The sequence below is a fragment of the Treponema sp. Marseille-Q4523 genome (genome assembly GCF_016901105.1).
In the GTDB taxonomy this organism is placed as follows: domain Bacteria; phylum Spirochaetota; class Spirochaetia; order Treponematales; family Treponemataceae; genus Treponema_D.
Window position 1 is genome coordinate 61,417 of sequence record NZ_JAFEVM010000001.1, and the last position, 25,598, is coordinate 87,014.

Sequence of the window (25,598 nt, forward strand, 5' to 3'; positions counted from 1 at the left end):
CCAACTGAACGGCGAGTTTCGAAAGTGAATAAAATGATGCGGAGGCGAGGTTCCGGCTGCGTACCGTTTCGAGCGTTAGGCTTGCGGAAGCCTACCCTAAAAGCTCGACCGCGGCATACACGGCGAGTTTGCAGAGCAAACTCGGTAGTGAGCGCAGCGAACGAAGTTCTCGCCGAAAGCATAGCTTTATTTAGAAATACTTTCGAAACTCGACTTTCGACCTATATATCGTTTACAAAATGATAAATTACGCGCTTTTTTGTGGAAATAAACGGAACCATCGTTTCCTGCGCGGGGAACTTCGCACTCCGTGCTTGTTGCAAGTTGCGCGGGGAACTTCGCACTCCGTGCTCGTTGCAAGTTGCGCGGGGAACTTCGTGCTTCGCGCTCGTTGCAAGGTGGCGCGGGGAACTTCGCGCTAACGCGCTCGTTGCAATACGCGGCACGGACGCCGTGTCGATATGTTGCAAAATGGCTGCGTATTTTTACGAAGTAAAAATACGGTAGTGAGCGGGCTGTCTCAAAAGTCGGTTACTTTTTCGACAGCCTGTCGAGTTTAAAATTAAGTCTTTATATCGCAATGACTTAATTTTAAACATCGCATAGTGTAAATCAAGGAACCTTTCCAAAAACTGAAGTTTTTGGAAAGCCGCGAACGGCCACTGCTCGGATTTGCTCTTTTTAAGTCGAGAGAAGAAAAACGGACAAGCCGTTTTTCTTTCATAGGACACGCTCGCAAATCCTGCGCACTGCTCGGATTTGCTCGCTCTTGTGTAGCGCACAATGATTATTTATACTGGTGCGTATGACGTATCTTGCAAAGGTCGGAGAGCTTTCGCTCAAAGGTTCGAATATCGAAGAATTTAAAAATCGTCTCGCTTCAAATGCGCGGCGTCTTCTCAAAAGCGCAAACGCGAAAGTGAGCGGAAATGCGGGACGGCTCTATATCGACTGTGATGACGAAGGGGCGGCGCGATTCGCGCTCGAGCACCTCATCGGGATCACGGGCTGGGCGAAAACGGCGGTCGTCGAAAAAAACATCGATTCCATAAATCTCGCAGTCTACGAAGAAGCCGTGCGCGCAAAGGAAAAAGGTGCAAAATCGTTTAAAGTCGAAGCGCGGCGGCAGGATAAAGACTTTCCGTTCACTTCCTATGAAATCTGCTGCAGGGCGGCCGACCGCGCATCGCGCGAAGGCATACTCGCAGTCGACGTGCACTCCCCCGACGTGCGCATCTATGTCGAAGTGCGAGACCGCTGCTTTGTCTTTTCCGATGCGGAAAAAGGACGGCGCGGCCTTCCCGTCGGATCGAGCGGCAAAGGTCTCCTCCTTCTTTCAGGCGGTATCGATTCGCCCGTCGCGGGCTACCGCATGATGCGGCGCGGCATGAAAATCGACTGCGCTTATTTTCACTCGTATCCGTACACGTCGGAAGAAGCGCAAAAAAAAGTTGAAACTCTCGCCGCATCTCTGGGAAATTACGGACTCGATACGTATTTGAACATCGTTCCCTTTACCGACGTGCAGATGCGCATCAAAGAAAAAGCGCCCCAAGCGTGGACGACGCTCATGCTCCGCGTGTGTATGATGAAAACGGCAAACCTCATCGCAGAGCGGACGCACGCGGACTGCATCATCACCGGAGAAAGTCTCGGTCAGGTTGCAAGCCAGACGATCGCCAATTTGAACGTTACCGAACACTTCGCCGCTCTTCCGCTTTTGCGTCCCCTCGTCGGTCTCGACAAAGAAGAGATCATCGACACGGCAAAAGAGATCGGCACATACGAAACGTCGATCCTCCCCTACGAAGACTGCTGCGTGCTCTTTTCGCCGAAGCATCCGGTGCTCCGCGCATCAACCGAAGAAGCCGAGGCGATTTACGCGTCCCTCGACGCCGATGCATTGATACAAGAAGCATTCGAAAAACGGGAGATAAAACGCTTTTCGGTTTGAACGCGCGGAGAGAATAAATGCGCCGGAAATGCATACATAAAAAATAAATATACTGCCAAATAAAAAAGGCGAAACGCGGGTCAGCCGTCCCGGGACAATCGTTATTTTTCGAGCAAAAGCTGTGCGACTTTTCCCGCGTCGGTGTCGAGGTGCACGCTGTCGAAATTCTTTTTCATCTCCTCGTCAAAATTTTTATCGACGAGCAGTTCGTTGATTTTCCGGTACACGTCGCGCGGCTTTCTGATAAACCAGCCGACTTTGTGATCGACTGCAAAGCGCATATTGCCGAGTTCCTGATTGTGAATGTATTTGATGATGACGACGGGCTTTCTGCATGAAATCACTTCCATGAGCGTCGCCGGCCCCGCTTTGATGACGGCGCAGTCGCATATTTTAATAAGTTCGTCGAGGTAATCGATAAAGCCGAATACGTGCAGATCGAGCTTGGGATATGTACGCCTAAGAAGTTCGAGCGCGTCTTTAAATGCCCTGTCGCGGCCGCACACGACGGCGACAGCAAAAGGTGCGCGGTGCAGCACGCATTCTTTAATAATTTCGACCGCGCCGGGAAGTCCTTCTCCTCCTCCGACGAGCAGCACGATTTTTTTGTCGGCCGTAAAACCGTGCTTCGCTTTCATCGCTTCGATTTCGTCTTTCGACGGCAGCGGCACGAGATATTTTTCGTTCATCAAAAACGGAACGACCGTAACGTTTTGCTCGGGCACGCCGCAGACTTCGACGGCCTGACGTTTTGCCTGTTCGGAAAACACAAAAAACTTTTGATCGTTTTCGTAAAACCATGCGTTCGGCAGCGTAAACGGATCGGTAACCATCACCGTAAAATTGATCTTTCGCGATATTTGCCGCAATGCCGATTTAACAAAGGGCGTGAGCGCAAAGTGAAACGATACGATATCGGTCGGCTGCTTTTCGCGGATGACGCGGCGGAGATAGCGCGTCGTGTGAAAGCGCAGCGGAAGCACGAACATCGTCTGACCCCAGCGGTGCTGCGCCATGTCGTAGATGAGCGGAAAGGCGCCGTGAACGTAATTCGTCGCGTAATTGTATCCCTTTTCGAACATAAAGTGCCCGAAAAAATTATACTTATCGAAGCCGTTGAGCATTTCGATTTCGACGTCGGGATCTTTTTCTTTCAAAGCCGCTGCGAGCACCTTTGCTGCGGAAATATGACCCGCGCCGGTATTGAGGTACAAAAAAAGAAATTTCCGTTTCATCGCGCCTCCGCTAGTATGTCCATTTTACACCCAGCGAAAAAAATATATCGTATTCATCGTGCAGTTGATTTTCCCAAGCGGTACGCATATCGTTGAATTGCGCATCCGTAGTTGCCCCTGTTGCGCCGGGAAACATCGGAGTGTCCATGCCCGCGTTATTGACATAGGTGTACGAAAAGATGCCGTTCAGTTCGAAGACGCCCGCTTTTACGCGCGGAAAACGATACGAAGCTTCAACTCCTCCTCGCGCAATATACATGACGTACGATTCCGATAAAAACTGAGTCGAAGCGTAATGCTGCGAATTGATGCTGCCGTCCGTCGCGCGTTTACCTTCGGAAAGCATCTCCCGCAGTTCATCATTGGAATACGACTGATACACGTTCGCATGACGCGTAATTGAAGCAAAGGTCGAAACGGTAAAACGCTTTACGGGTTCGAGTTTGATTTTCAACGAAATATGATCCGAATTCGGCGGGAGACTTTGTCCGATGCTCCGTCCCCAATTCGTATATGAATGATAATTATATGATTCGCCGTTCGTCTCTTCGGATGTGTACGTGTACGGCGAGATGATCGTATAGCTGAACGTAAGGAGCTTGCACGGTGAATCATTCGGCGTATAGGACAGTCCCGTTTTAAACGCCAAGCGGTTATCGGCATTGAAGCGCAGGCGAGCCATCTGCGGTATGTCGAGCTTATTGATGCTCAAATCGGTAAGCCACGAAACGCCTGAGAAAAAATTATATTCGAACAAAAGACCTGCGATCACGTTATCGTCGTATCCGTTTGCGGAAGCTATGAGTCCGGCAGGAAGCGGAATCAAATACGACGGATCGAAGCGTTTACCGTAGACGACCGAATCGTAATACGAAAGGCGGATCTTCCGGTTCGGCGTAAAACGCAGCGCATGGAACGAAAGGAATTTTCCGTAGGGACCGTTTTTCCCGAGCATATCGGACGCACGGAGAGCTGCAAAATGCTGCACAAAATCCAAACGGCGGCCGTCATAAGCGAACGAAAACTGCGGTGCGTTGAACGACGCGGGACTCAAAACATTGCCGCCGTCGATATAATTCGTATAACCCGTACGGTTGTACCCCGCGCTGAGGCTGATTTTTTCGTTTGCATAGGAAGCGATCGCGTCGGCATCGAACTCGATCGCAGCCGCCCCCGTTTCAATCGTATCGATAAACGTGTCGTAAGCGGAAGACGCCCACGCATCTTTGAACACGCCTGATGACGTATCGAGGAATTTAGCCGAAAGACCCCCGCGGTACCCCGCGCCGAAGCCGTTTGCAAACAGCACATCTCCGCCGCCGTGCAGCGAAAAAAAGAGCCGGCCGTCGATATCGCGCTCGTTCGCCGTTCCGTTCCGTGCAATGAGAGTCGCTCCCTTCGCTTCCGCCGATATGTGCCACGCTTTGCCGAATATCCGATCGTAATATTCGCGGGCGTCGGACGCTTCTTCGCGGTCGCCTCTTTCCATAACCGCGAGCAGGATACGGCGTACGGTTTCCTGCGGATAGGGTTTGAGCTGCGGCAGTTCGGAAACGACGCCGCGGATATGCCAACGGAGAGCTGCTTCATAAAACTCGTCCGCGGGATCGACGCTTACTTGAGTATATGCGGCTGAAAAAAATGCTGCCGCCGAAAACAATACTATCGATAATTTTTTTATTTTCATAAAATCGTTTTTACTATACCTTATTCTTGCGTAAAGTACAAGCAATGTGTTATGCTTAAGTATATGCTCGCCGCAGAAAAACAAGCTGTGTGGAATCTCCTCAAAACGGCATCGTCGTCGCTGTACGCTTACGTACCGCGCGCGTTTTCGGAAACGCCCTCTTTTTCCGACGATGCCGAACCGGCGACAAACGCGGAAGCCTCCGATCGGACGGACTACGCTTCCGTATCGGGCGGACGCGCCGGCGACTATGCAGACGCGGAACCGGCCGATCGTGCGAGCGCCGGACAGGGACGGAGCGGCATCACGCTCGAAGACGTCGCACAAAAAGTCGCCTCGTGTTCGCGATGCGCGCTTTCGAAAAAGAGGACGCACACCGTGCCGGGTATGGGCGTTCCCAATCCTGCCGTTCTCGTCGTCGGCGAAGGGCCGGGAGCGGAAGAAGACGCTCAGGGACTTCCCTTCGTCGGGCCTGCGGGAAAGCTCCTCGACAAAATGCTCGAAGCGATTTCCCTTTCGCGCGATGTGAACTGCTACATCGCGAATATCGTAAAATGCCGTCCGCCGAACAACAGGACGCCGCTCCCCGAAGAAGCGGATGCGTGTATTTCCTTTCTCGAAGCGCAGATCCACATACTCAAGCCCAAGCTCATCCTCGCAGCGGGCAGAACGGCTGCTCAAAATTTATTAAAAACGACGGAAGCGCTCGGACGACTTCGCGGCACTTTCCGCGATTACGAGGGCATACCGCTCCTCGTCACCTATCATCCGAGCGCCCTGCTTCGGGATGTGTCGCTGAAGCGGCCGGCGTGGGAGGATTTGAAACTTTTCCGCGCGGAGCTTTCGCGTCTCGTCCCGGATTACGCAAAAGATTTTATTAAAAAATGATATATCTCGACGTCGTTTTAAACGTGCCGGTAAACCGATCGTTTACGTATTCGTATACACCCGATGAAAAAACAAAAGCCGAAATCGGAAAAAGAGTCGAAGTACCCTTCGGAAACAGAAAGCTTACGGGCTTTATCACGGGTATAGAAGATACGGCGCCCGATGATGTGCCGAAAGAAAAAATCCGCGCCGTGCGGCGCATCGTAGACGATGAGCCGATTTTGACCGCCGAACTTTTTACGCTCGCAAAATGGATGGCCGATTACTACCTCTGCCCGCTCGGCGAAATCGTTTCGGCGATGATTCCGTCCGGAAGGCGTGAAGCGGGCGCCGGAGGATTTTCATTCACCGACGACATCCCTTCAGGCGAAGCGCACGATCTTTCAGACGAACAGAGGCAAGCGGTTTCGGATATCCTGTCAGCAAAGACAAAACACGCACGATTCCACTACGTGTACGGATCTACGGGAAGCGGCAAAACGGAAGTGTTTTTGCGCGTCGCCGAAGACGTGCTCGCTCAAAACAAAGGTGTCATCTACCTCGTCCCTGAAATCGGTCTTACGCCCCAAGTGATACGCGCGGTGCGCTCCCGTTTCGGAAACACCGCCGCAGTTCTCCATTCAGGTCTCACGCAAAGCCGAAAATTTTCCGAGTGGAAGCGTATCCTCCGAAAAGAAGCGCGCGTCGTCGTCGGAGCGCGGAGCGCAGTGTTCGCTCCGGTGCCGGACTTGGGACTTATCATCATCGACGAAGAACACGACGCTTCCTACAAAAGCGGAACGACACCCCGCTACCATGCACGCCAAGTAGCGATGTACCGCGCATCGCGCAATGCGATCCCGCTCGTCATGGGAAGCGCGACGCCGTCGGTCGAATCGTGGTACCTCATGAACGAAGGAAGCCTCGTCCGTCATACGCTCACAAAGCGTCTTGCAGGAGGCGCGATGCCCGAAATCGTACGCATCGATTTGACAAAGGAAAAGACCGACGGCTGCCTTTCGCGTTCGCTTGCAAACGAAATCAGGACGACTCTCAATCTCAAAAAGCAGACGATACTTTTTTTGAATCGGAGAGGCTTTACCCACTTTTTCAGATGCGGCGACTGCGGCTACGAGATGACGTGCAAAAACTGCTCCGTACCGATGACCTACCACAAAAGCGAGCGGCGTCTTCGCTGCCATTACTGCGGATGGTCGGTCGAACCGCCCGAATCGTGTCCCGCCTGCGGTTCTCTCAATATCGGCTATTCGGGATTCGGTACCGAATACATCGAAGCGGAAACGAAAGCGAAATTTCCGAACGCGAAGATCGTCAGGATCGATACCGACGCTTTAACGAAGAGAGGCGAACTCGAAGAAAAACTTGCGGCGTTCGGACGCGGAGAATACGACATCATGCTCGGCACGCAGATGGTCGCCAAGGGACTCAATTTTCGGAACCTGCGCCTCGTCGGCATCGTGCTTGCCGACACGGGACTGCACATACCGGACTTCCGCGCTTCCGAGCGTACTTTTTCGCTTATCACGCAGGTCGCAGGCCGCGCGGGACGTTTTTTCCCCGACGGAAAAGTGCTCGTGCAAACGTACAACCCGTCGAGAGAGCCCGTCGCGTTCGCGTGCACCCACGATACGGAAAAATTTTACGCGTACGAACTCGGACAGCGAAAGCTTCTCGGCTTTCCGCCTTTCAGCCGCCTCATCCGCCTCGTCTTCCGTTCCGCCGATAAAAATGCCGCCGAAGAAACCGCAGCGGCGGGCGCAAAACTCCTCTCCGACGAAGTAAAAAAAATGCATTTCGAAAACGCCGTCGAAATACTCGGACCCGCCGAATGCCCGATTTTAAAAATATCGCAAAATTACCGCTATCACCTGCTGCTTCGAGGAAGCGATATCAGCCCGCTGCAAAAAGCCGCAAGAACACTCATCTTCGGCTACAGCCATCCGCAGTCGGTGTACATCGAATGCGACGTCGATCCCGTTTCGCTTTTATAAGGCAAGCGCCAAGCTCTTGAAAACAGTATTTCAAAACTTACCTCCAAAAACTCGCCCTCATCGATTTTTAATAATTATTAATTATAAAAAAAGGCACAGCCGTTTCGGCCGTGCCTTTTTTATCGGCGGGAACTGCGCCCGTCAATCATCAGCGCTTGAGCGATAAAATCGTTTCAAGCATCGAGTCGGTCGTTTGAATCGTCTTTGCGTTCGATTCGAAACCGCGCTGCGTAACGATCATATCGGTAAGCTGTTCGGCCAAATCGACGTTCGACATTTCGAGCGCGCCGGAAAGCAGTTTACCCTTTCCCGCCACTCCGCTTTCGCCGATCATCGCCTGTCCCGAATTGTTCGATTCGGTGTACGTATTGTCACCCGCCTTTTCAAGACCGCGGTCGTTCGTAAAAGAAGCCATCGCAATCTGTCCGAGCGTGCGCACGCTGCCGTTCGAATAGACACCCGTTATGACGCCGCTCGAATCGATTTTGAAATTGTCGAGGTAACCGAGCGCATAGCCGTCCTGCGAAAACGCTTTTGTCGTCGAGCGGGATGCGTCCTGCGTGATCGTGTCGGTCATGCTGCCGATCGTACCGATGTTGATGTTGAGCGTTTGCCGATACGGATTACCGTCCGCGTCGGGATTCGATTCGGGAACGGTAAACGATGTCTGCAGCAAAATCTGTCCGTTTTCGTTTGACGCGACGCCGGCAGAATCTTCGACGGAAAGCAGGCGCCCCATATTGTCGAAAGATACGATAAACGTATTTCCCATGCCGTCGGTCGTATTGAGTCCGACTCTCGTCTGCGTAAAGTCCGCGTTATCGGCATCGACGTTTACCGTCGCCTGCCATTGATTGACCGCTCCGGGAACCCTCGCAAACGATACCGACAAAAGGTGCTTGTTGCCGAAGCTGTCGTAGATTTCCTGTTCCGTTCCCCACGTGCCGCGGATGATGTCTTCCGCGTTCGCCTGTTCGGGAATGAGCGGCGTATTTTTATCGAGGTTGCAACGGAACAAAACGTTTTGCGTCGCGCGCGCCGGATCCTTCGATCCGACGGGGATAACGATATCCGTCGGAGTGGCGGCCGTCGAAACGATTTCACGTCCGTTCACTTCCTGCGCCATCCAGCCCTGCACGCGCATACCGTTTGCAGGGTTCACAAAGGTGCCGTCACGGTCGAGCGAAAAATCTCCGTTCCGCGTATAATAGGACTGCTCGCCGTCCTTTAAGATAAAAAAGCCGTTGCCTTCGATCGCGATGTCGGTCGTCACTCCGGTCGTCTGTAAATTGCCCTGCGTAAAGATATTGTCGACGGATGCGACCATCATGCCGAGTCCGACTTCTTTCGGATTGACGCCGCCGAGCTCGTCGTTCGGACGAGCCGGTCCCGAAAGCTGCTGCGAAATCATATCTTGAAAATTGACGCGGGCACGTTTGAAACCGAACGTATTTACGTTCGCGATGTTATTGCCGATGACGTCCATGCGCGTCTGGTGATTTTGCAATCCCGAAACGCCCGAATACAGTGATCTCATCATAGAGCTGCCCCCGTTTAATTTCCGTAAATCGCGCTGATCTGATCCATCGTGTAGTATCTGCCGCCTACCATGACGCGCGGCTTTTCTTCGCGCGTTGCAGCCTGCACGACGCCCGTCGTAGTGGTATCTCCGACGTTGAGCTCAACCGTCTTTCCGAGCATCGAAGACGCTTCGGAAACTCTGAACACGCCCGCGAGCTTTGTAAACTCCGCGCTCATGTTCGTCATCTGTTCAAGCGATGAAAACTGTGCCATCTGAGCGATAAACTCGGTGTTTTCGATCGGACTTGTCGGATCCTGATTCGACAGCTGCGCTATCAAAAGTTTTAAAAAGTCATCCTTGCCCAACGAATGATTGACCGTACGTCCTTTTACGCCAAGTTCTTTGTTGTAACCGCTTACGGCAAAATCGACCGCCGCTCTGTCGGCTGCACTCATGGTGGTGTTTATCCCGTCCATCATCTACCTCTATTCCGCTGATTAATAATTAATAATTTCAAAACGATTAATAATTTACACAACGACGTTTACCGCGTGTTCGCTTCCGATATAGCTTCCGCCAGAAGCGGCGCTTACTTCCGACACGAAAGCGCTTTCATATCGCCCTGCGTGCTGAGCATCGGCAAAGCCGCCGCCCGACCCGCTTCCCGAAAAGCTTCCGCCCGTTCCGGCCGACGAATAGGCTACGGTAAAACCGCCCGCTTCAAAACCGCTTTGCGCGAATGCGTTCTTGAGCGCGTCGGCGCTTTCCTTAAACGCGTTGTACGCTTCTTCGGAATGCACCGTGATTTGACCGCTCACTACCTTATCGGAAAGCTGCAAGCTGATCTTTACATTTCCGAGCGATTCGGGACGCAGCACGAGGTTGATCGTACCCGCGTTGTTGTCGCGTAAAACGATCGAACCCGCTCTTACGAAGTCGGATGCGTTTTGCCGTATTTGATTCGCGAGCATCGCTTGGAAATTCGCGCTTGCCGTCTGTGCGCTTTGACCGTTTGCAGGGGAGACATTTTGCCGGATGCCGTCCGAAACGAACATCGTCAGTTCGGACGAAGCGCCGCCCGACGCATCGAGTTTTATCAACTTTTCCGATTCGGGTTTTATTTCGGAAACACTTTCGCTTATCTCCGTTCGAAGATCGGTGACAATGATCCTGCCGTCAGTATCGAATATGCGCTCGCGTTTTGCAGCGGCCGTCTCATCTTTTGTTTCAAAACCAAATACCGATTCTGCGGAAAAAGCATCGTCCGAAAATTCGCCGCTTGCGGTTCCGCCTTCCGACGTTTTTTCCGCGTATACGGGAAGAGCGCCCATTTGAAACGCAGCGGTATCTTCCGGTGCGGCGGCGCCTTCGGCAAAAAAATCGCCCGCGCCGCTTTCGACATTTTGAGCGCTTCCCGCGTTGACAGTTTCGGGATTGCGAGAGCGGTCGACGAGGTATGCGAAATCCTGCAGGAGCGCGGCGCGCGCCCCGTCATCCGTATCGGACGGTTCCGCTGCGTCAAGCGCTTCGGCATCAGTCGGCCGTCCGCCGCTTTCGTTCTCAGCGGATTTGAGAGATTTTTTTTGATTGATATCCGAAGAAGTATCGTCCTGTTGTTTTTTTGCGGCATCTTTTACTGCGTCGATTGTCTCTTTTTTTGCGGAATCTTTCGCACCGTCCGCTTTACTTTCCTTTACCGCATCGGCGTCATCGTTCCGCCGGAACTTCACCGCATCCTCTCGTACGGGATCCGAAAAAGCGCGTTTGTTTTCATGGAGCGTATGCACGCCTGAAAGCATATCCGCTTTCGCATGCCGCGCCGAAGACCGTCCGACGTTCCCCGTATGCGCCGCATCGGAAACACCTCTATCCGCACTTTTTCCGCCGTGCGGCGAAAGAGACTTTGATTTTCCGCGCGAGAGAAGCCCCGCACCCGAAAATGCATCGGAGACTTGAGCGTCGATTTTTTTGCCCTGCGCACGTGCGAGCAATTTTGCAAACGAATGTTCTTCGCTTTTCGTATGAGATGCAAAAATGTTTTTTGAAAGCGGTGCTGAGAGAGCGTCTATATTGTCGATTGCGTCTACTTTCGGAACTGCGTTGACTTTTGCAACAGGAATTCCCTGCATCGGCATCCTCCATTTGTGCAAACAAAGAATGACCGCAGGGAAGTTCAGTCAAGCGCTTTCGGCTTACTCACCATCTTCCGTTGGACTGCCGCAGCCCGCTCCGCCGGCATGAGCGAAAGCCAGTACGATGTCATCGAATACTGCTTTTTCACCGTCGCCATTTCTTCTTCTTTGCGCAAAACGTCGATCACGAGCTGATCGTCCATCGCCACAAGTTCCTGAACGGCCGCGGCGGGCGGCATATTGTACAGACGCGTTGCGATCTGTTCTATGTTTACTTCTTTATCATCGTACTTTTTTTGCAAATTGTTAAATGTTTTTTCGCGTTCTTCGAGCGTTTTTTCACGTTCGGCAAGTTCGGCCGCAATCCGCTCGTTTTGCCGGCCCGACGCGGTCAATTCGCTCTCTTTTTGATCGAGTTCTTCCTTATAAAGCCTGAGCGCTTCACGCTGTTTGTCTATGCGATCCTGATCGATATCGTTGTTGAGCGGGCGAACGGCCGTCATTGACGTCTGCACTTCTCTGCCGAGCATACGGTAAAGCGGCGTAAACAGCGTCTTTGCATGAATGATCCCCAAATAATCGAACCACAACAAGCCGCCGAGACAGAGAATGATAATCAGAAAAAGAAGGACGATCGATTTGCCCAGGTTTTTTCCTTTTGCCATCGTAACCCACCCGTTTATATATTTTGACCTACTTCCTACATCGGCGCTAATCCGGCCGATATTGAGCGTTATTTATGCGTCGATAAGCCCCGCGATCGCGGCACCGAGCGTTATATCGTTTTCCCGCGAAATTATCTCCCAATAGAGGCCTCTCTCTTTCGTAAGCGCTTCTTCGAGATAGCCGTCCACTCTTCGGGCAAGCATGTGCGTTTTAAAATACGTGCTGCCGTTGCAGAGTATGCATACCGGGCGCGAAGCGTTTTTCCCCTCGCCGCTTTGAATGACGCAGGCAGCGAGGATGGCGGCGGCATAGCGGGCCGACCGCTCCATAACGGCATCGAGGAGCTGAAACAGTCGGTCGTAATCTTCATCGGAAGCGCTTTCGGCGGCAAGAGCACCGAGGGATGCGTTCGTGCTGTACGGCGCGTGCAAAAACGCGTCGGCTTCGACGAGCGAAAGTGACGACAGCGCGAGGATGCGCTTAGCGCACGCTTCGCCGAAAAGCCCTTCTTCCGCCGCGCTTTTAAGCGCTTCAAATACCACGTTCCCGAGATAGCCGCCGGAGCACTGTTTTTCCGTACGGTATTTTCCGGGACTCAGCGTCTTTGCATCGAGCGCGTCGTCGAAATCGGAGCAGACGACGGCGCCGAATTTTCCCGATTCGCACACGACGATCTGTTTTGCAAAATCTTTTACGCCCGCCATCTCAGGCTGAATATATGCGGCATTCAATCCCGTGCCGAGTATAAGTCCGATGTACGACGAATATTTTTTTCCGGCATCCGGCGTCGCAGCTCCCGCAAGAAGCGCCGCCACCGTATCGTTTAAGAGCGTGATGCGCCGTATCTTTTTCCATCCGCGCGCTTCAAGCGTTTTTTTGAGCGTCGCTCCGATGCGGCAGCCGACGACTTCGGGCGCGTTCACTTCTTTCGTAAACCTGATGAGGATACCGTCGCGGTCGTCGGTGATCTCCATCGGATACGAAAAACAAAACCCGATCGATTCGGCTTTGTCTTTTAAGTGTTCGATATTCGATGCGATTTCATCGAAAAAATCCGCACGTGAAAGCGTTTTCGCGACCCCGGGCATCTTCGTCTTTTCGAGAAAATCGATCGACGCTTTTCCGAACTCGTTGAACGACACGAGGCAGGATCGGAAATTCGTTCCCCCCGCATCGATGACGATGACGCTTTTACCCGAAGCGGGACTCTCCGGCGGATTGCTGTACGTGCGTATCATATCCTGATAGGATTTTTGCCCGCGGAGACCGCAATTCATATCGTATAAAAGCGCATCGATCGCCGAGTCGATGTCGACGTGACGGATAAAATTATGTTTTGCCAAAAACGCGCTGACAGCCCGATTCATATATATTGAGTATAACACAATGCGGCAAAAATGTGAATGCGACGTACACGTTGTCGATCGTAAGTTTGATTATTTTTCCATTATGTGTTATACTGTGCCGGATATGGCAAAAACTACGACTCCGAAAAAATCGATAAAATCGGCTGCAAAAGCAAAGCAACCCGTAAAAACGAAAAAGACTGCGGCAAAGCCTGCAAAAGCCGCCGCTAAGCCCGCGGTAAAATCGACCGCCAAGCCTGCGGCAAAAAGCACTGCAAAATCCGGCGCAAAGAACGCTTCAAAGAGCTCTGCAAAATCCGGCACAAAATCGACTGTAAAATCCGCCGAAAAAAAAGCGTCAAAAACCTCATCCGTAAAAAGCAAAAAGCCCGTGCAGACCAAAGCGTCTGCAAAGAACGCTTCAAAAACCGTACCTGCAAAATCGGCTTCGACATCTTCAAAAACCGCCGCCAAAAAATCGGCCGGAGCAGCAGCGTCGAAAACCGAAGCGGTAAAGCCCGTACCGAAAAAATCGAAATCTTCACGGTTCCGTATAAATCAAAAGATCGTCTACCCGAGTCAGGGTGTCGGAAAAATCACCGACATCAACGAACAGATATTCCGCGAACAAACGATGCTGTATTACAATATCTACATCGAAGCGTCGGATATGGTCGTCATGGTACCGGTAGAGCGGGCGGAAGAGCTCGGCATCCGCGCCATCGTTTCGGCGGCCGAAGCGGAAACGGCGCTCAATCTGCTTTCCGACGATTTCGAGCCGATCACATCGGATTGGAAACTTCGGTATCAGATGAATCTCGATCTGCTCAAAAAAGGGAGCATCAACGACATCGCGACGATCGTGCGCTGCCTGTACAACCGCAGCAAAGTGAAAGAGCTTCCGATCCTCGAACGAAAGCTTTACGACTCCGCGCGAAAACTGCTCGAAGACGAAATTTCGTTTGCGACGGGAAAATCGCTCAAAGAAGTCGAAACGCTGATTCACATCAAACTCGAACCGCCCGGAGCTGCGCCGAAAGTCAAGCACGTTATCAACATCGACGACGATGAAGACGACAACCTCATGGACGATATGAATACAAATTCGAACGACTCCGATGACGGAGACGCTTCGGATGACGATTCGTCCTACGACGATGATTCGTTTTAATGTATGAATGGAGAGCGAAACGGATGGAAAATTTCGAGTTTTATTAAACTCGAAATTAAACCTAATAGCATGAATGTCAAGTTTTGAAAGTAAGTCATCATAAAAATGGATAACGAACGAAAAATCCCCGCCGCAGTCGTCATCGTCGCGGCAGGCGCTTCTTCCCGCATGGGTGAAGGCCTGCGAAAGCAGTATCGGCCGCTCGGGGGCGGCACCGTTCTTTCGGAATCGATTAAGCCGTTTTTAAAAGCGCTCGACTGCAGAATGCTTGTCATCGCGATCCCTTCCGATGAAGACGAAAGTCATGCGCGCGAGGCGCTTGCATCCGATGCGGAAATCGATGAACTCCTGCACATAAAGCCGCTCTTTGTGCGCGGGGGCGCGACGCGGCAAAGCTCCGTAAAAATCGCGCTTGAAGCGGCGGCAAAAAACAATCCGCCCGGCATCGTTTTAGTGCACGATGCGGCGCGCCCCTTTGTCACCGAAAAAATCATCGTCAGCACCGCACAAGCCGCGCTCGAGCACGGTGCCGCCGTTCCCGCAATCCCTCCGGCGGATACGCAAAAAATCATCAACGCCGAAGGCTTTATCGTCGAGCATCTCAAACGAGAACGCATGGCCGCGGTTCAAACGCCGCAAGCATTCGATTTTATGCGTCTTCTCGCCTCCCATCGCAAAGCGGAAAACGACGGAAAAGCATATACGGACGATACGGAGATTTGGGCAAAATACGAAGGAGACGTGATGACGGTGGAAGGTTCGCCTGAAAACCGCAAGATCACGTACGCAGGAGATATGCATACGCAGACATTTCACACGGGCTTGGGCTATGATATGCACCGGCTTATTTCCGGAAGAAAATTGATGATCGGAGGAGTCGTCATTCCGTTCGATAAGGGCGAAGACGCTCATTCCGACGGAGACGTACTCCTTCACGCCGTAACCGACGCTCTTCTCGGTGCCGCTTCTCTCGGCGATATCGGGAGTTTTTTTCCGCCGGAAGACGATGCGTGGAAAGACGCCGATTCCGTTTTTTTATTAAAAACCGTTTGGGAAAAAATACGAAAACACGGCTGGAAACTTGTCAATATGGACTGCGTCCTAAAACTGGAGCGGCCGAAATTCCTTCCGTACCGCGCGCAAGTCATCGAGTCGATCGCTCGTGCGCTCGGCGTCGAAAGCGATTCGATATTCGTAAAAGCGAAGACGGGAGAAGCGCTCGGTGACGTCGGTAAGGGAGAAGCCGTAGAAGCGTGGTGCACCTGTCTGCTTGCAAAAGACTGAACACACACCGACGGCGGAAAGTCAAACAGCGTGTTCGGGTGCGTACATACATTTGCGGCGCGCCTCCTCTCTTACGGCGAACGATGCGGTTTTATTCGGGCAGCTCGAGCACCATCTCTATTTCAGTCTGCGTCCGTTTCATCGTCCGCGCGATCTCCTTTACCGTCCAACCCTGCTGCTTGAGCTGTTTGATATTGTCCCTGTCCTGCGGCGATAAACGCTTGTCTTCTTTTGTCGGATGCTTTTCCAAATCTTTTTTTGTCAGCTGATTGAGCAGCTTAAACTTCGATTCGATATCGTTTTTCAACTCTTCGAGACGGGCTTCGCTCCTGCCGATGCCCTGCCGCGCGGACGTAAGCGCATCCATACGCTTGTCGGCTTCGGTGAGGATCGCATCGAGCGACTCGAGCTTCGTCACCGCCTGCGCGAGTTTCGGCCCGCTTTTCAAAAGCTTGTCGACGTCTTTTTGCACGTCTTTGATTTCCTGCGGCAGCGATTCCGTTTGACGGGCGCACTGCTTCAATTTGTCTTCAAGCGTTTTGAGCGCATCGAAGGATCTGTTGACGTCTTCGTTTACGCGCTCGATCACCGTCTGCTTTTGTTCGAGCCTGTCGTAGGAGCCTGAAAGCGAATGGAGCTTTTCCTGAAAATCGCGCACCGCGACTTCGAAGGTTTGCAGTTCGTCGTAGGACGTCTGCAGTCCGCTTATCTTTTCGTCCATCGCAGTCGAAAGGTTGATCATCTTGTCGTATTTTTGTCCGATCGAATCGACACGCGCTTTTTGCGCATCGAATTCTTTTAAGCGGCCGTTTATATCGTCGTACATTTTGTGCAGAGCTTTATAACTGTCGGCAAGCGAAAGCGCCGTTTCGTTATACGAAGCGAGCCTTGTGAAATCATCGTCGAGGGCAGCGATCCGTTCGTCAAGGGCTTTTTTCATCGCTTCCGCTTTTTCATATTGCTGCATCTGAGAGCGAACGTTTTGCAGTTCGCGGTTCAGCTCTCCCATGCGGCTCTGCATTTCGTCCTGATCACTTTGCATTTTAAGCACGAACTTCGCCTGGTTTTCGCTCGATTGCGCTTCAAGCGAATTGATTTTTCCGCGCAGATCGCTGAGCGTCTTTGCCGAATCGGCGCTCTGCCTGCTCAGGCGCCCTTCGGTATCTTTGAGCATTTCTTCGTACATGGACTTCAAACGTTCGAGTATTTCTTCGGAACGCGATTCATACATATCGAGCGATTCGTCGGCTTTCGACTGCAATTCGCTGACCGAAGCCGAAAGAGAAGCCTGCTTTTCTTTCATATCGGCGGAGTAGGTTTGGAAATCCGCGAGGAGCGATTCGCGCGCTTCGTCGATTTTATTTTGCGAAGACGATTTCAACGTATCGAGCTGTCCTTTAAAAACGGCATTCGATTCGTCGAGCTGCTGTTTGAGATGCTGCTTCCACGTATTGAATTCGGAAAGCGCGGCATCTATCGTCGACGCGCTCGTCTCCTGCCGGTTCAGCACGGCATCTTCGAATTTTTTCAAACCGTCGCTCAATTCCGCCTTTACCCTTTCGAGCTCGTCGTTCATCTTCGCTTCGTATTGACCGGCAACCGTTTTCAAATACTCGTCCGAAATCGCCTGCGTTTTGTTTACGCGCTCTCTCGTCGCTTCAGCAAAATCGTCCACCATCTTTGCGATGCCGTCGATCTGTTCACGTATCTCGCCGTTCGCTTCTTTGACGCCGGATGCGATGCGGCTAAGCTGTTCGTCGTTTTTTTCCTGCAGCGCGTCGAGCTTCGCTTTTAAATCTTCACCGTATTTTATTTCGAGCGAACGGCGACCGCTTTCATAGTCTTCGGTAAACAAAGCAAGTTTTCCGTCAAACGAATTCTTCCACACCGCCAAATCTTCGGCGATCTTTCCGCCGCGCGTTTTCAAATCGTCGTCGATGCCGTCTTCAAAATCTTTCAGCTTCGCTTTTACGTTTCCGATCGCCGACTGCTTCAACGCATCGACTGTTTGATCGATCGCATGCAGCTGCGATCGGATCGCATCGGAATCCGCCTGCAGGGAATCGGAAAATTCTTTGTGCTTTTTTTGCTGCGCTTCGGTAAACGAATCGAAATCGGAGAGCACGCGCCGGCGTATTTCGTCCATAGCTTTTCGAAGATTCGCTTCGAGCGAATCGATGTCTTTACCCGACGTTTCGAGCCGTGAAAATTGATATGCCAAATCTTTTTTATACGAACCGAATTGAGCATCGATCGCATTGAGCGCATCGGACTGCTGCTGTTCGCACTGTTTCGCCGTTTTGTAAATCGATTCGGTAAGCGATTTGTCGAGGTCTGCGAGTTTCGCTTCGGACTGGACGCGGAATTTTTCGATCTGCTCGTCGATCGTCCGTATCTTTTCTTCAAGCAGGGGTCCCGCGCCGTCCGCCCTGTGCTGCGCTTCGTCACAGGCTGCGCGGAGCTCTTTGATCGCACTTTCGGCATCGTGTACCGAATCGTTCGTGCGACGGGAGATTTCGACAAGCGTTTCGGAAAGCGATGTTTTAAACGCGTCGATTTTATTTTGCACTTGCACCTGATATTTTTCCAGACGTTCGCCCGAAGCGGCGGAGAATTTTTCGAAAGCCGCCTTTTCCTTTTCGTCGGCGGCGGAAACGGCGTTCGCAAAGAGATTGTTGTACCGCGACTCGATGTTCTTCACTTCCGATTCGAGCATCGCACGCAGCCCTTCAAGGCTCTTTGCATTTCCTGAAACGTTTTGCGAAATAAAATCCGACGTCGCTTTCGCCTCCGAAAGCGATGATGCAAGATCGGATTTCAGCTTTTCAATCCGTGCACCGTATTCGGAGGAGAGAGAATCGATGCGCTCGTTTATATCTGCGGCAACGGCACCCTCTTTTTCGTCGTACATCGCCGCAATCGACGCCGCCTGTTTTTCAAGCGACGAAGCTTTTTCTTCGTAGGCGCCGCTCAGTTTCGAATAGAGCGTATCGAATTTCGCATCGAGAGAGGCGATGCGGCCGTCGTTTTTTCCGTCGATCGATTCGAGCTGCTTGGCATACTTTCCCTGCAGCGAATCGATTTTTTCGTCGTAGCGTTTTCCGAATTCATCGATATGATTTTTGTATTTTTCGTCGAGCGACGAAAGCTGTTTTTTTATGTTCGCAACGATGTTGCCCGTCGAATCTTTAAAAGCCGCGACCGCTTCCGAAGTTTTTTGCGTCAGCGCTCCGTCGATTTCGGCGGCTTTCTTTTTATACGTTTCCGCCAACGCCCCGTATTGAGAAGCGAGTGCCGCATTCGTCTTCGCCGCAAGCTCTTTGTATTTTTCCGCCAGCGCTCCGTACTGCGCCGTTATAGCCGCGTCGGTTTCGTTCGATTTTTGCGTATGCTTTTCGGAAAGGAACGCATACTGTTGATCGAGCTTTGCGCCGTAATCTTCCAATCGTTTTTTATACGCATCGGTAAACTGCGCATATTGGGCATCGTATTTTTTTATCATCTCGGCGGTACGGCTGCCGATGGCGCCGTCGATCGAAAGCGTTTTGTCCGCGATTTCTTTTTGCGCCTGAGCAATACCCGAGTCGAGACGGGCGGTGAGCGCCGTCATTGCTTTTTCATATTTGTCGGAAAGATTTTGATAACGTTCTTGATACTTTTCTTCGATATCGGATTCGACTCCTGCAGCCGCTTCAAGCGCTTCGTCGGCTCGGTCGTTGACGCGGCTCTCAGCTTCTGCGATGCGCTCGTCGACAAGGGCTTCGATCTCGGCGATCTTGTCTTCGATCGTCCGCACGTACGCGTCGCTTCTCGCCTGCGCCTGTTCGCTCAAATGGCGGAACGCCGTATCTTCGAGTGCGTCCGCTTTTCTCGCAGCCGAATCGTATACGCCATCTACCTCCGATTGAAAGCGGGCGAGCGCATCGTCAGCCTGTTTTCCGAGAGATGCGATATGTTCACCAAGTGCTTTCGAGCGCGCATCGTATTCCTGCAACAGCTTTGCGCCGAGCAGTTTCAGCTGTTCGCCGTTTTTCTGCGAAAACTCTCCTGCAATATGCGGAATCCGCTTTTCGATTTCGTCGATCGTCTTTTTTTGCGTATCGATGCGCGCGTCGAGTTTTTCGACGATGAGCGCCTCTTTTTTCAGCCTTGTTAAATTTTCTTCGACGTTCGCCGTCATCTCGGCAAGAGAGACAAGCGATTTATCGTAGCCGTTGATCTTCGCTTCGGCGGCCGCGATCGCCTGTTTATACTTTTGTAGTTCATCCGCGCCCGCTATAAAATCGTCGCGCTCTTTTTGCAGGCGCTTGATGCCGGCAGCCGCCTGAAGGTATTTCGTTTCGAGTTCCGCTCCCGCACTCGCCAGATTCGCATCCTGTTTTTTAAAATAGTCGTCAAAACCTTCGAGCCGTTTATCGGCATATCGTTTGACCTTTTCCATGGAATTATTGTCTCTGTCGAATTTTCTGAATACAACGACGATTACCGCGGCAACGGCAGCCGCTATCAAGATTGTGACGATATCCACTGTTCCCACCCGTGCGGTTTAAACCGCTCTATCGATTATATTACACCTTTTATTGTAGCACAATTTTACGCAATTGGCGATAGTCGCAAAAAAAAATATCGGCTTTTCGGGAAGACATGCGGAGAAGATTGCGCCAGCGGGGTTCGAAGTGCGCCGCTTTCATACCCGCGTTTTTCGCTCCGACGACATCGTATTTGACGCTGTTTCCGACGTATAAAATATATTTCGGTGCGATGCCGAGTTTTTCCGCGAGTACGCGAAACGGATGCGTCGACGGTTTCAGCGCGCCGGTAGTTTCCGTGCCGAGCAAAACGTCGCAGTATTTTCGAAGCCCCCAGAGATTGCCTTTTTGTTCGGGAGGAAAATCCGACATAAGCGCGATTTTTAAGCCCGCAGCGTGAAAGGCCTGAAACGCTTCTTCGACATACGCGCACAGCGGGACAGATTCGAAAAACGGGGAGAGCCCCTTGTATACGATCCGCTCGAGCCGCTCTTCGGCCGTTTCGACGCTGCACCCGATGCGCTTTGCAAGCATTTCGGCCTGCGTCGCATAAAAATCGTCGAGCACGCCCATATCGTGAATTTTGGAACGCACGATCCCGTACTGCAAAAAAAATTGATTGAATCTGAAAAAGTGAAACATCATGCGCGCATGAAGATCGCGCGGCTTATACAATGTGCCGTCGATATCGAATGCGACCGCCCGTATGTCTCCCATGTTCGCCGTAAACACTCCGCACCTCTTTTCCAGAGCTTACCGTAAAATTCGACGATTAACAATAGCGGATGAAAACGCAGCGGCCGCACGATAAAAATCTGCAACGGAAACACGGCCACGATCGTTTTATACGCATCGCAAAATCACAGACAACAATCACGGCTTTTCCCGCATCTTTTTTGATCCGCCGATTTTATTAATTATTAAATCGATAATATATTCCGTGCCGATCGCAAGGGGTATATACACACAGGCAAAAATTCCTCCCGTGATCGGCGCAAAATTTCTCCCCGTATCGTTTATATAATCGAACATCGCTTTTTCCTGTTCCGGAGTTATTTCGGCGCCTCCGAACATTCCGTCGCCGTCCAAATCAAACGAATTTAATTTTTGTTCCAACCGTATATCGATTATCTTTACGATCATCAAAATCGATATGTACAATACAAGAGCTTGCAGCAATCCGAAGAGCACATTGCGCTTATTGTTTTTTGAAGGATTTTTAACTTTAATACAACCGGTAAGCACGTAAAAAACGATTTGAATTACGATAATACTTATCAATTCCATATTTCAAAACCCCTAAAACGGTTACGCTCTTATTCTCCGATACGATTGATCATATATCGCTTATGCGTAAAATAATCCGTCGTTTTATTTACTTTTTTTGCAAAATACCCGCAAGGCATAGCTGCCAAATCGTCCAAGCTGCAGATTTCTTACAGTATCAAACAGAGAATACAATTTATACCGAAAAATACTATACCTATACCGCTAATACACAACCCTATAATTCCTCGTCGTAATGCATAATCTTTTTTCTCGTCGGTATCGTACATAGGATTTTTTAATTTTTTTGTTCCGATTAAAATATCCCGTACAAAGAAACAACCGCAATACACGCAAAACCCGATTATGATCATAAAACCTAAAAGCATCTCTTTCCTCCCGGCTTCACTTTATCAGAAAAATTAGGATAAACAGAATAAGATACATAACGATGTATATTTTATACCCCCGTACCAGCAATAAAAAAAATGCTACACTTTTTTCTATCGTTTTATGCGTTTCCGTAATACGGTTTTTTAAATATTTTACGGGAATAAATTCAGGGGCCAAAAAAAGCCACCTATCGCTGCCGAATATCGCAAAAATATCTTTATATTTTATTAATAAAACAATAAATCGTATTTGCAAAAATACGCGAAACAGTATTAAAAAGATCCCCCCGAAAAATAGAAACGTCAATATATGCTTCATCTTTTTGCTTAAAACAATCCCGAAATGACGCCGTCGTCATCCACGTCGATATTGAGCGCGGCGGGTTTTTTCGGCAGACCCGGCATCACCGTGATGTCGCCCGAAAGCGCGACGACAAAGCCCGCGCCCGCGTAAAGCTGCGCGTCGCGGATCGGAAAGGTATAGCCGCTCGGAGAAGCGAGCAGTTTCGGATCGTGACTCAGCGAATTCTGCGTCTTTGCGATACATACGGGAAGCGCTCCGTAACCCGCCTTTTCGAAAGCCGAAAGTTTTTTCAAAGCAACACTTTCAAACGAAACCGCACCTGCGCGATAGATTTCCCGTGCAATGCGTTCTATCTTTTTCGAAAGAGGCATATCGGAATCGTAGAGCGGATGAAAATCCGCTTTTCCCGCATCGCAGAGCGCGCTCGTTTTTTCCGCAAGCGCCTCCGCCCCCGCTCCTCCCTTTTCCCAGCTTTCGCAGACGGCGCTTTCCGTACCCGTTTCCGCAATGAGTTCAGCGAGGAGTTCGAGTTCTTCGCTCGTGTCCGATGCGAACTTGTTGATCGCGACGATCGCGCTTACGCCGAATTTGCGGATGTTTTCGATATGCGTTTTGAGATTTGAAAATCCCGCCGAAAGCGCTTTGAGGTCGGGACTGGAAAGATCCTGTTTTTCCGCACCTCCGTGCATTTTAAGAGCTCTCACCGTTGCGACGATGACGGCACAGGACGGAGCGATGCCCGCCGCGCGGCACTTGATATCCATAAATTTTTCCGCGCCCAAATCGGCGGCGAATCCCGCTTCGGTTACGACATAGTTTCCCGAAGCGAGAGCGGCGAGCGTCGCGTTGATGCTGTTACAGCCGTGCGCGATGTTCGCAAAGGGACCGCCGTGCACAAAAGCGGGCGTTTTTTCGAGGGTTTGTACGAGGTTCGGCCTAAGTACATCTTTGAGCAATGCGGCGATCGCGCCGGTACATCCGAGTTCTCCGAATTTAACGATTTCTCTGTCGTAATTTTCCCCGATGACGATATTCGAAATGCGCTCTTTCAATTCCGAAATCGTTCGGGAGAGGCAGACGATCGCCATGATTTCGCTCGCAACGGAAATGCAAAAGCGGTCTTCGCGCGGCACTCCGTTCACTCTGCCACCGAGTCCGACGACGATGTTGCGCAGTTCGCGGTCATTGAGATCGACGCACCGCTTCCACGAAATCGTGCGGGGATCTATCCCCAGTTCGTTGCCCTGGTGAATGTGATTGTCTATGAGAGCCGCAATCAAATTATTTGCAGAGGAAATCGCGTGGATGTCGCCCGTAAAGTGCAAATTGATTTCTTCCATCGGAACGATCTGCGCGTATCCGCCTCCGCAGGCTCCGCCTTTTATACCGAAACAGGGACCCAAAGACGGTTCGCGGAGCGCGAGCACCGTTTTTTTTCCGATACGGTTGAGCGCATCGGCAAGCCCTATCGAAACGGTCGACTTGCCCTCCCCCGCGCTCGTCGGCGTTACGGCAGTGACGAGGATAAGGCGTGCGCGCGAAGTTTCATCCGGAACGCGTTTTTGCAAAAGCCGAAGCGTTTTTGCGGTAAGTTTCGCTTTGTACTTTCCGAACGGTTCGATTCCGTCTTCATCAATGCCGATCCGCTGTGCGATGTCCGCGATCGGAAGCATTCTGTTCTTTTGCGCTATTTCGATATCCGACAACATGGCATAATTATACGCGTGAACGCGGGCTTTTGTAAATCGCTTGCACGTCGCTTCAAACTTGACAATGTAAAGATAACTCGCTATAATCTGGACACTGTAAAGATTACAAGAAAAAAGGAGCCGTTTATGCAAAAATCGAAGTTGCCGTATCACCGCGAGGGATTAAAAAATCTCCTAATCGAAAAAGGCATCGAAATCGTCAATACCGACGGCGTGCAGTCTTTTTCACTGAGAAAAGCCGCGGCAGCTTGCAAAGTCAGCCATGCGGCCCCGTACAGTCATTTTCACAACAAAGAAGAATTGCTGAACGCGATGCAGCTGCACATCACCGAACGTTTTTCGAAAACGCTCGAAACGGCTGTCGCCGAAAATAAAAAGCCCGCCGCATTGTTAAAAAAATTGGGTATAGCCTATGTTGCTTTTTTTATTGATAATCCCGCGTATTTTCAATTTTTGTATTCCAAATCGGACATACAGGTCGATTTAACTTTATCCGTGCCGGACGAGGAAAATTATACACCCTTTGTTCTGTATAAAAACAGCGTTCTTTCATTGCTCAAGCACAACAAACTTTCGAAACGAAAACAAAACGATATTTTAATAACGATATGGGCTTTTATTCACGGGCTTACGGCATTGGCAACGATGAAAAACGTTCGCTACGATAAAAATTGGAAAGAAAAAATCGGCGATTTTATGAATTTGCTCGAGCCGTCGTTTTTAAAATAACGGTTCGCGGGCTATCACGGTATATATATGAACGGAATTTATTTCAGCGGAACGGGAAACACAAAATACTGCACGGAAGCGCTGGCACAAGCGACCGGCGGCAGAGCTTACAGCATGGAATCGGGCGAAGCGCTTGAAGTTTTACGCGCGTCGGATGAAATCGCGATCGGCTACCCGATTTATTTCAGCGACATCCCGCGTATCGTCAAAGCGTTCATTACGGAACACGCCGATATGTTTTGCGGAAAACGTGTTTTTATTATCGCGACGATGGGGCTTTTCAGCGGAGACGGCGCGGGGCTTGCATCCCGGCTGCTTCGAAAATGCGGAGCCGTCGTTACGGGAGGCTTACATCTTCGTATGCCGGACTGTATCGCCGATGTAAAACTCTTGAAAAAAACGCCGGAAGAAAACGGGGCGCTCATATCGGCGGCGCAAAAAAAGATCGCGCAAACTGCGGAAAGCATAAAACGCGGAACCTATCCGAAAGACGGCTTATCTTTTTTACATCGAATTGCGGGATTGTTCGGACAGCGCCTGTGGTTCAAAACGCATGCAAAAAAATTGAGCAAACAGCTTAAAATCAGAACGGAACGCTGCATCGGCTGCGGTCTATGCGCGGCACATTGCCCTTCAAAATCATTATATATCGAAAATAATAAAGCAGTGTTTTACCCCGGAAACTGCACGATATGCTACCGCTGCATAAACAATTGCCCCGCAAAGGCGATTACGCTTATCGGTACGGACGTATTCGAGCAGTGCCGTTTTGAAAATTATGTAACGCAATAAC

The 25,598-nt window shown here is 51.0% G+C and carries 18 protein-coding genes; 7 read left to right on the top strand and 11 right to left on the bottom strand.

Annotated elements, in window-relative coordinates; translation table 11 throughout:
- The first annotated feature begins 805 nt into the window (after positions 1-805).
- Positions 806-1,954 (top strand): tRNA uracil 4-sulfurtransferase ThiI, encoded by a 1,149-nt coding sequence (thiI, locus tag JSQ97_RS00290; protein ID WP_239446790.1) that lies wholly within the window; start codon positions 806-808, stop codon positions 1,952-1,954.
- 101 nt (positions 1,955-2,055) lie between these two features.
- Here the strand turns inward: thiI and JSQ97_RS00295 are convergent, their stop codons facing one another.
- Together JSQ97_RS00295 and JSQ97_RS00300 are read right to left on the bottom strand one after the other, a co-directional pair.
- On the bottom strand, positions 2,056-3,189 hold the full coding sequence (locus JSQ97_RS00295; RefSeq protein ID WP_205074193.1) for an MGDG synthase family glycosyltransferase: 1,134 nt from the start codon (positions 3,187-3,189) through the stop codon (positions 2,056-2,058).
- Between the two features lie 10 nt (positions 3,190-3,199).
- A complete protein-coding gene (locus JSQ97_RS00300) occupies positions 3,200-4,876 on the bottom strand; it encodes a hypothetical protein (RefSeq protein WP_205074194.1) in 1,677 nt (558 codons plus the stop codon).
- A 63-nt stretch (positions 4,877-4,939) separates the two neighbouring features.
- Between JSQ97_RS00300 and JSQ97_RS00305 the strand changes: the two genes are divergently transcribed.
- Both JSQ97_RS00305 and priA read left to right on the top strand, forming a co-directional pair.
- Positions 4,940-5,764: a uracil-DNA glycosylase gene (locus JSQ97_RS00305; protein ID WP_205074255.1), complete on the top strand. Its 825-nt coding sequence runs from the start codon at positions 4,940-4,942 to the stop codon at positions 5,762-5,764.
- The gene (priA, locus tag JSQ97_RS00310; RefSeq protein ID WP_205074195.1) at positions 5,761-7,755 is read left to right on the top strand and encodes a replication restart helicase PriA; all 1,995 of its coding nucleotides are present in this window, start codon (positions 5,761-5,763) and stop codon (positions 7,753-7,755) included. Before JSQ97_RS00305 ends, priA begins: the two co-directional genes overlap by 4 nt.
- Before the next feature lie 148 nt (positions 7,756-7,903).
- Here priA and flgE read toward each other — a convergent pair whose 3' ends face one another.
- The 5 genes from flgE to JSQ97_RS00335 form a co-directional block, all read right to left on the bottom strand.
- Positions 7,904-9,295, bottom strand: coding sequence for a flagellar hook protein FlgE (gene flgE, locus JSQ97_RS00315; protein WP_187384558.1), 1,392 nt, complete (start codon positions 9,293-9,295; stop codon positions 7,904-7,906).
- 14 nt (positions 9,296-9,309) lie between these two features.
- Positions 9,310-9,753, bottom strand: coding sequence for a flagellar hook assembly protein FlgD (gene flgD, locus JSQ97_RS00320; protein ID WP_038080615.1), 444 nt, complete (start codon positions 9,751-9,753; stop codon positions 9,310-9,312).
- A gap of 54 nt (positions 9,754-9,807) precedes the next feature.
- Complete coding sequence (locus tag JSQ97_RS00325) at positions 9,808-11,406, bottom strand: flagellar hook-length control protein FliK (protein ID WP_205074196.1); 1,599 nt, start codon at positions 11,404-11,406, stop codon at positions 9,808-9,810.
- A 44-nt stretch (positions 11,407-11,450) separates the two neighbouring features.
- A complete protein-coding gene (locus tag JSQ97_RS00330) occupies positions 11,451-12,074 on the bottom strand; it encodes a periplasmic-type flagellar collar protein FlbB (RefSeq protein ID WP_205074197.1) in 624 nt (207 codons plus the stop codon).
- Positions 12,075-12,146: 72 nt separating this feature from the next.
- Positions 12,147-13,442 (bottom strand): hexokinase family protein, encoded by a 1,296-nt coding sequence (locus JSQ97_RS00335; RefSeq protein ID WP_205074198.1) that lies wholly within the window; start codon positions 13,440-13,442, stop codon positions 12,147-12,149.
- Between the two features lie 103 nt (positions 13,443-13,545).
- Here JSQ97_RS00335 and JSQ97_RS13095 point away from each other — a divergent pair, with 103 nt between their 5' ends.
- Together JSQ97_RS13095 and ispD are read left to right on the top strand one after the other, a co-directional pair.
- On the top strand, positions 13,546-14,592 hold the full coding sequence (locus tag JSQ97_RS13095; protein WP_205074199.1) for a CarD family transcriptional regulator: 1,047 nt from the start codon (positions 13,546-13,548) through the stop codon (positions 14,590-14,592).
- 105 nt (positions 14,593-14,697) lie between these two features.
- Entirely contained in the window at positions 14,698-15,876 is a 1,179-nt protein-coding gene (ispD, locus tag JSQ97_RS00345; RefSeq protein WP_205074200.1) for a 2-C-methyl-D-erythritol 4-phosphate cytidylyltransferase, read from the top strand.
- Positions 15,877-15,967: 91 nt separating this feature from the next.
- On the opposite strand, the gene JSQ97_RS00350 is transcribed toward ispD, so the two are convergent.
- The 4 genes from JSQ97_RS00350 to JSQ97_RS00365 all read right to left on the bottom strand — a co-directional run bounded on the left by JSQ97_RS00350 (position 15,968) and on the right by JSQ97_RS00365 (position 24,076).
- Positions 15,968-20,404, bottom strand: coding sequence for a SpiroCoCo family coiled-coil protein (locus JSQ97_RS00350; RefSeq protein ID WP_205074201.1), 4,437 nt, complete (start codon positions 20,402-20,404; stop codon positions 15,968-15,970).
- 49 nt (positions 20,405-20,453) lie between these two features.
- Positions 20,454-21,137 carry an HAD family hydrolase gene (locus JSQ97_RS00355; protein WP_205074202.1) on the bottom strand — a complete coding sequence of 228 codons (684 nt, stop codon included), beginning with the start codon at positions 21,135-21,137 and terminating at the stop codon, positions 20,454-20,456.
- 141 nt (positions 21,138-21,278) lie between these two features.
- The gene (locus JSQ97_RS00360; protein ID WP_205074203.1) at positions 21,279-21,692 is read right to left on the bottom strand and encodes a hypothetical protein; all 414 of its coding nucleotides are present in this window, start codon (positions 21,690-21,692) and stop codon (positions 21,279-21,281) included.
- 698 nt (positions 21,693-22,390) lie between these two features.
- Complete coding sequence (locus JSQ97_RS00365; protein ID WP_205074204.1) at positions 22,391-24,076, bottom strand: formate--tetrahydrofolate ligase; 1,686 nt, start codon at positions 24,074-24,076, stop codon at positions 22,391-22,393.
- A gap of 126 nt (positions 24,077-24,202) precedes the next feature.
- Here JSQ97_RS00365 and JSQ97_RS00370 point away from each other — a divergent pair, with 126 nt between their 5' ends.
- Positions 24,203-24,805, top strand: a complete 603-nt coding sequence (locus JSQ97_RS00370; protein ID WP_205074205.1) for a TetR/AcrR family transcriptional regulator — start codon at positions 24,203-24,205, stop codon at positions 24,803-24,805.
- A 27-nt stretch (positions 24,806-24,832) separates the two neighbouring features.
- The gene (locus JSQ97_RS00375) at positions 24,833-25,597 is read left to right on the top strand and encodes an EFR1 family ferrodoxin (RefSeq protein ID WP_205074206.1); all 765 of its coding nucleotides are present in this window, start codon (positions 24,833-24,835) and stop codon (positions 25,595-25,597) included.
- Position 25,598: the final 1 nt, after the last annotated feature.